Raw genomic sequence first — 6,372 nt, 5'->3', positions numbered from 1 at the left:
TGCGACTGCTTCGCAGTCGAGCGCGGGCAAGCCCGCTCGCCACAGGGGGATCCGTGTGCCCGCAAGGCGGTACTGCCTGGCAGGCCTGCAGGAGCAGGGCTCGCCCGCGAAGGCGCCGGCGCGCTCGTCAGATCCGGAAACTGCCCACCAGGTGCTTCAGGCGTGCCGCCTGCTGCTCCAGGTCGGCGCAGGCGCGCAAGGTCGCCTGCAGGTTCTCCACGCCTTCCTGGTTGAGGGTGTTGATCTCGTTGATGTCGACGTTGATCGACTCCACCACCGCCGTCTGCTCCTCGGTCGCGGTCGCCACGGACTGGTTCATGCCGTCGATCTCGCCGATCCGCTGGGTCACGCTGCCCAGTCGTTCGCCGGCCTGGTTGGCGATACCGACGCTGCTTTCGCTCTGGCGCTGGCTGTCGGTCATGAGGGTGACCGCCGCACGGGCGCCGACCTGCAACTCCTCGATCATCTTCTGCACCTGCTGCGCCGAGTCCTGGGTGCGGTGGGCGAGGTTGCGCACCTCGTCGGCAACCACGGCAAAGCCGCGGCCGGCTTCACCGGCGCGTGCCGCCTCGATGGCCGCGTTGAGCGCCAGCAGGTTGGTCTGCTGGGAAATGCTGGTGATCACTTCGAGGATCTGGCCGATGTTCGCCGTGTTGGCGTTCAGCGTCTCGATGTTGCCGCAGGAATCGCTGATCTGCGCCGACAGTTGCTGCATCGCGCCGATGGTCTTGTCCACGACCTGCTGACCGTCTTCGGCGAGGTTGCGCGCCTCGCTCGAATGCTGCGAGGCGAGGGCGGCGTTCTGGGCGATTTCCTGGGCCGCGGCGCCGAGCTGGTTGATCGCCGCAGCCACGCTGCTGGTGCGGCTGGCCTGCTGGTCGGAGTTGAACATCGACGAGTTGGAGGCGCTGACCACCCGCAGGGCGACCTCGTTGACCTGGCCGGTGGCCGAGGCCACTTCACGGATCGAGGTGTGGATGCGCTCCACGAAACGGTTGAACGACAGGCCCAGGGTGCCGAACTCGTCATGGCCGTGGATGGTCAGGCGCTTGGTCAGGTCGCCTTCGCCTTCGGCGATATCGTGCATGGCCCGGCCCATCAGGTGCAGCGGCTGCATCAGCACACGGATCAGCATGCCCAGCAGGGCGATGATGATGACCACGGCGATCAGCATCGCGATGATCGCCGAGGTACGGAACTCGCTGAGCATCGAGAAGGCGGTGTCCTGGTCCAGCACCAGCGCCACGTACCAGTCGGCCGAGGGCACGCCGTTGATGTGGGTGAAGGAGATGAACTGGACCTTGCCGCCCACCGTCACTTCCTTCAGGCCGGGGCTGATCTTCGGGGTGTCACCCGGATAGGCTTCGGCGAGGTTCTTGAGGATCAGCTTGCTGTCCGGATGGATCAGGATCTTGCCGTCGGCGCTGACGATGAAGGCATGGCCGTGGCCGCCGAAGTTCAGCGAGTTGATGATGGCACTGACACTGCCCAGGTCGATGTCGGCGCCGGTCACGCCAATGAATTTGCCTTCGTGCTGAACCGGCGTGGCGAGGGTGATCACCAGCTTGCCCGACGAAGCGGCGATATAGGGTTCGGTGACGATGGTCCGCTGGGCGGCGTTGGCCGCCTTGTACCAGCCACGGGCGCGTGGGTCGTAGTCGGCGGGGCGGGTGGCGGCCGGGACCGAGAACATCACGCCTTCCTGACTGCCGAAGTAGCTCAACTGGAAGTTGCCGGTGTAGGCGGGCAGGCCGACGGCGCGCTTGAGGCTGTCGGCGGAGCTGCCGTCCACGGCGATCTGCTGGGACAGCGACTGCAACAGTTGGATGCGGCTTTCCAGCCAGGTCTGGATGTTGCTGGTGGTCAGGCTACCCAGTTCCTGCATCGACGCCTGGGTGCTGGCATGCAGTGCCTGGCGCTGCCGGTAGTCGTTGAACAGGATGAAGCAGGCGAACGCCACGGCGACCACGAGGGCCGCAGCCAGGAGAATCTTGTGGCTGAATTTGATGTTTCTGGTCATGAAATGGCTGTCTGCAGGAAGGCGGGTCAACGAAGGGCGACAATTTGCCACGTTTGCTGGCATCGCGCCTCTCTATCTCGACAGAGTCATGTCAAAGATTAGTTTCTTGACGGTAAAGCCGACGAAATGCCTTTTCCATCCGCAAAACTGCTGATCTGCAAAGGAAAGCCCTGTAAGAAAAGGTCGTAGGTTCGGGAACCAGATGGCGGTTTTCTCTTCTAAGCTTGCGGTAGGCCCCGCGCCGACCTTTCCGTCCCCAGGAGTTTCTCCCCATGTCGTTGCGCTCTCTCGCTCTGTTGTCGTTCTGCGTGCTGCTGGCTGCCTGCAGCAAGGTCAACCAGGCAAACTACTCGAAGCTGTCCACGGGCATGCCCAAGGCCGAAGTCGAGGCGTTGCTCGGTTCGCCGTCCGATTGTTCCGGCGCGTTGGGGATGTCCAGTTGTACCTGGGGTGACAAGAACAGCTTTATCAGCGTGCAGTACGCCGGTGACAAAGTCCTGATGTTTTCCGGGCAAGGCCTGAAGTAAACCGGGGCGAAAGCCCTCGGGAGAAGAAGAATGTTTCGTCTAGTGGTTACTCTTTTGGCTGGCTTGTTGCTAGCCGGTTGCGCTACGTCCGGTGACGATCTGGCGCCCAAGACCGCAGGTCATGTCGACCTCAAGCGTTACCAGGGCACCTGGTACGAACTGGCGCGGATGCCGATGTATTTCCAGCGCAATTGTGCACAGTCCGAGGCCCGCTACAGCCTGATGCCCGATGGCAGAATGGCGGTGTTCAACCGTTGTCTGACCGAGCAGTGGACCTGGGAAGAGGCCAAGGGCACCGCGACGCCGCAGGTCGAAGGGCAGACCGACAAGCTCTGGGTGCGTTTCGACAACTGGTTCACCGCGTTGTTGCCGGGCGTGGCCAAGGGTAACTACTGGATTCTCTATGTCGGTGACGACTACCACACCGCGATTGTCGGCGACCCGAGCCGGCGCTACCTGTGGCTGCTGTCGCGCAGTACCAAGATCAGCGCCGATACCCGCGAGGACCTGCTGAGCCGGGCGCGACAGCAGGGGTATGACACGACCCGGCTGATCTGGCGTACGCCGGACTCGAAGATGTCCCACTGAGTTTGGGGCTGCTCGGGTACCTATGGTTGTGGGAGACGGCCGGGCGGCTCTCACCAGGAATCGCGCCGCGCACGAAACAGCTGCTCGACACAGGCATGCATGGCAGCCGGCTCGCCCGCGAAGGGGCCGCCAGGCTTGCCCCAAACCATAGAGGCTCCCACACCCACAAGGCAGCGTGTTTGGCGTCAGTTCAGCAGTTCACGCAAGACCTGGGCGAAGGCTCGCGCGCTTTCCTCTTCTCCCGCATGTCGGCCACCGCGTACCGCCCACTGGCCGTTCACCATCACGTCACGCACCTGGCGATCACCGCCGGCGAACAGCCAGCGATTGAGAATGCCGTCGCCCTCGGCGGTCGCCAGGTACGGGTTGTTGCCGTCGAGTACCAGCCAGTCGGCGCGCTTGCCCACTGCCAGGCCGCCAATGGCCTGGCCGAGTGCCTGGGCACCGCCTTCCAGCGCCGCATCGAACAGCGTGCGCCCCACCATCGGCTGATCGGCCCGATACAGGCGGTTGCGCCGCTGGTCGCGCAGGCGCTGGCCATATTCCAGCCAGCGCAGTTCCTCGACCACGCTCAGTGACACATGGCTGTCGGAACCGATGCCCAGCCGTCCGCCCTGGGCGAGGAAGTCCACCGCCGGGAAAATCCCGTCGCCCAGGTTGGCCTCTGTGGTCAGGCACAGGCCGGCAATCGCCCGGCTGCGGGCCATTCGGCCGACTTCCTCGGCGTCGGCATGAGTGGCGTGCACCAGGCACCAGCGCGGATTCACCTCGACGTTGTCGTAAAGCCATTGCAGCGGCCGCTTGCCGCTCCAGGCCAGGCAGTCGTCGACTTCCTTCTGCTGTTCGGCTATGTGGATGTGCACCGGGCAGTGCCGGTCGCTGGCGGCCAGCACTTCGCTGATCTGCCGCGGGGTGACCGCGCGCAGCGAGTGGAAGCACAGACCCAGGGCCTGGGCCGGCTGTCCTGCCAGCAAGGGCTGCAAGCGTGCCTGTAGCTTCAGGTAGTTCTCGGTGCTGTTGATGAAGCGCCGCTGGCCGTCGTTGGGCGCCTGGCCGCCAAACCCGGAGTGGCTGTAGAGCACCGGCAGCAGGGTCAGGCCAATGCCGGCGTCCGTGGCCGCCTGGCTGATGCGCAGGGCCAGTTCGGCCGGGTCGGCGTAGGGCTGGCCGTTGGTGTCGTGATGCACATAGTGGAACTCGGCCACCGAGGTGTAGCCGGCCTTGAGCATCTCGATGTAGAGCTGGCGGGCGATGATGCCCATCTGCTCCGGGCTGATCCTGCCCACCAGCCGGTACATCAGGTCGCGCCAGGTCCAGAAGCTGTCGTTCGGGTTGCCGGCGACTTCCGCCAGCCCGGCCATCGCCCGCTGAAAGGCGTGCGAGTGCAGGTTCGGCATGCCCGGCAGCAGCGGGCCGCCCAGCCGTTCGGCGGCCTGCGCTGCGGAATCGGCCTCGACGCGGGTCAGTACGCCCTGGGCGTCGACCTCAAGCAGTACGTTTTTGGCCCATCCACTAGGCAGCAGCGCGCGTTCGGCAAAGAAGGCGGACATGGTTCAGCACCCCATCGTGTGTTATTTGTATATACATATACAGACGTTTGCCTGCCCGGTAAACTCCGGCAAGCTGGTATCCTGTCCTGCAGACACCTGTGACATCACTACAGCCACCCCTGGAACCGAACAAGGATTTACTGTGCCGACTCCGCCTGCCAACAACCCGCTGGCTGCCCACATGGGCGAAAGTCCGGCGCCGTTATATGCCCGCGTCAAACAGATGATCACCCAGCAGATCGACAACGGTAACTGGCCGCCGCACTACCGCGTGCCGTCCGAGAGCGAGCTGGTGGAGCAACTGGGCTACAGCCGCATGACCATCAACCGGGCCCTGCGGGAACTGACCGCCGAAGGCCTGCTGGTGCGCATGCAGGGTGTCGGCACCTTCGTCGCCGAGCCCAAGACCCAGTCGGCGCTGTTCGAGGTGCACAACATCGCCGACGAGATTGCCTCGCGCGGCCATCGCCATACCTGCAAGATCATCACCCTCGACGAGGAGACCGCCGGTTCCGAGCGCGCCGTGGCCCTGGACATGCGCGAGGGGCAGAAGGTCTTCCATTCATTGATCGTACATTTCGAGAACGACATCCCGGTGCAGATCGAGGATCGTTTCGTCAACGCGCTGGTGGCGCCGGACTATCTCAAGCAGGACTTCACCCTGCAGACGCCCTACGCCTACCTGTCTCAGGTCGCACCGCTGACCGAGGGCGAGCATGTGGTCGAGGCCATTCTCGCCGATGCCAGCGAGTGCGAGTTGCTGCAGATCGAGCGGAGCGAGCCGTGCCTGATGATTCGCCGGCGCACCTGGTCCGGTCGCCAGCCGGTGACGGCCGCCCGGTTGATCCACCCCGGTTCCCGTCATCGCCTCGAAGGACGCTTTACCAAATGAGTTCACTGAAAGTCTTGCGTGCGGCGGACTACCCGCGCATGCCGTGGAAAAACGGCGGTGGCAGCACCGAGGAAATCACTCGCGACGAAGGCGAGGGGCTGGAGGGTTTCGGCTGGCGCCTGTCGATCGCCGATATCGGTGAGTCGGGTGGCTTTTCCAGCTTTGCCGGTTATGAGCGGATCATTACCGTGCTGCAGGGCGCGGGCATGACCCTGCAGGTCGATGGCCAGCGTACTCGCGCGCTGCTACCGCTGGACCCGTTTGCCTTCAGCGGTGCGAGCCAGGTCGGTTGCACGCTGCTTGACGGACCGATCCGCGACTTCAACCTGATCTACGCCCCGGATCGCTACAGTGCCCGGCTGCAATGGCTGGAGGCCGCGCAACCCAAGCGCTTCTTCACTTCGGCGGCGGTGCTGCTGATCTTCAGTGTCAGCGACCAGTTGCATGTCGGTCTGGCCGACAATGGTTACGAAGTGCTCGGCCGGCATGACTGTCTTCGGCTGGACGGTAACGCCGGGCTTCAGGAAGTGGCGGTCACTGGTCGTTGCTGTGTGATCGAACTGATTCCTGCCTGATTCTGCTGTATCCCCCACTCTATTTGGGGGGCGCGCCCCGGCTCCCACCGTAGGTGGCCCGATCGTTCCCACGCTCTGCGTGGGAATGCCTCTCAGGACGCTCGGCGTCCGCTCTTGTGACGCAGAGCGTCACTGGGCTGCGTTTCCACGCGGAGCGTGGGAACGATCGTAGGCACTTCAGGTGTGCACCATTTTGTTACCGAACGCCCCAGCGTGGCGC

The 6,372-nt window shown here is 64.1% G+C and carries 6 protein-coding genes and 1 pseudogene; 4 read left to right on the top strand and 3 right to left on the bottom strand.

The genetic code is table 11. The features are described from left to right. Window positions 1-127: 127 nt before the first annotated feature. The gene (locus K675_RS34095; protein ID WP_420066331.1) at window positions 128-892 is read right to left on the bottom strand and encodes a methyl-accepting chemotaxis protein; all 765 of its coding nucleotides are present in this window, start codon (window positions 890-892) and stop codon (window positions 128-130) included. A 93-nt stretch (window positions 893-985) separates the two neighbouring features. Further along, window positions 986-2,020: pseudogene (locus tag K675_RS34090) on the bottom strand (HAMP domain-containing protein); the annotation flags it as partial. A 272-nt stretch (window positions 2,021-2,292) separates the two neighbouring features. Here K675_RS34090 and K675_RS0109180 point away from each other — a divergent pair. Together K675_RS0109180 and K675_RS0109175 are read left to right on the top strand one after the other, a co-directional pair. Then, window positions 2,293-2,547, top strand: coding sequence for a hypothetical protein (locus tag K675_RS0109180; protein ID WP_017903223.1), 255 nt, complete (start codon window positions 2,293-2,295; stop codon window positions 2,545-2,547). Window positions 2,548-2,577: 30 nt separating this feature from the next. Beyond that, complete coding sequence (locus tag K675_RS0109175) at window positions 2,578-3,135, top strand: lipocalin family protein (RefSeq protein ID WP_026145054.1); 558 nt, start codon at window positions 2,578-2,580, stop codon at window positions 3,133-3,135. Window positions 3,136-3,320: 185 nt separating this feature from the next. Here K675_RS0109175 and K675_RS0109170 read toward each other — a convergent pair whose 3' ends face one another. Further along, on the bottom strand, window positions 3,321-4,685 hold the full coding sequence (locus K675_RS0109170) for a formimidoylglutamate deiminase (protein ID WP_017903221.1): 1,365 nt from the start codon (window positions 4,683-4,685) through the stop codon (window positions 3,321-3,323). Between the two features lie 181 nt (window positions 4,686-4,866). Between K675_RS0109170 and hutC the strand changes: the two genes are divergently transcribed. Next, complete coding sequence (hutC, locus tag K675_RS0109165; RefSeq protein ID WP_198291627.1) at window positions 4,867-5,577, top strand: histidine utilization repressor; 711 nt, start codon at window positions 4,867-4,869, stop codon at window positions 5,575-5,577. Next, the gene (locus K675_RS0109160; RefSeq protein WP_017903219.1) at window positions 5,574-6,152 is read left to right on the top strand and encodes a HutD/Ves family protein; all 579 of its coding nucleotides are present in this window, start codon (window positions 5,574-5,576) and stop codon (window positions 6,150-6,152) included. Before hutC ends, K675_RS0109160 begins: the two co-directional genes overlap by 4 nt. Window positions 6,153-6,372: the final 220 nt, after the last annotated feature.

Source organism: Pseudomonas fuscovaginae SE-1, assembly GCF_000364705.1.
GTDB classification, from domain to species: domain Bacteria; phylum Pseudomonadota; class Gammaproteobacteria; order Pseudomonadales; family Pseudomonadaceae; genus Aquipseudomonas; species Aquipseudomonas fuscovaginae_A.
The sequence above is the reverse complement of the archived record's forward strand: the minus strand, read 5'-3'. Positions and strand labels throughout refer to the sequence as shown.

Bases quoted from the DNA above. Each gene is read 5' to 3' on its own strand.
- K675_RS34095 (WP_420066331.1), bottom strand. From the start codon at position 892: ATGTTCAACTCCGACCAGCAGGCCAGCCGCACCAGCAGCGTGGCTGCG.
- K675_RS0109180 (WP_017903223.1), top strand. From the start codon at position 2,293: ATGTCGTTGCGCTCTCTCGCTCTGTTGTCGTTCTGCGTGCTGCTGGCT.
- K675_RS0109175 (WP_026145054.1), top strand. From the start codon at position 2,578: ATGTTTCGTCTAGTGGTTACTCTTTTGGCTGGCTTGTTGCTAGCCGGT.
- K675_RS0109170 (WP_017903221.1), bottom strand. From the start codon at position 4,685: ATGTCCGCCTTCTTTGCCGAACGCGCGCTGCTGCCTAGTGGATGGGCC.
- hutC (WP_198291627.1), top strand. From the start codon at position 4,867: ATGGGCGAAAGTCCGGCGCCGTTATATGCCCGCGTCAAACAGATGATC.
- K675_RS0109160 (WP_017903219.1), top strand. From the start codon at position 5,574: ATGAGTTCACTGAAAGTCTTGCGTGCGGCGGACTACCCGCGCATGCCG.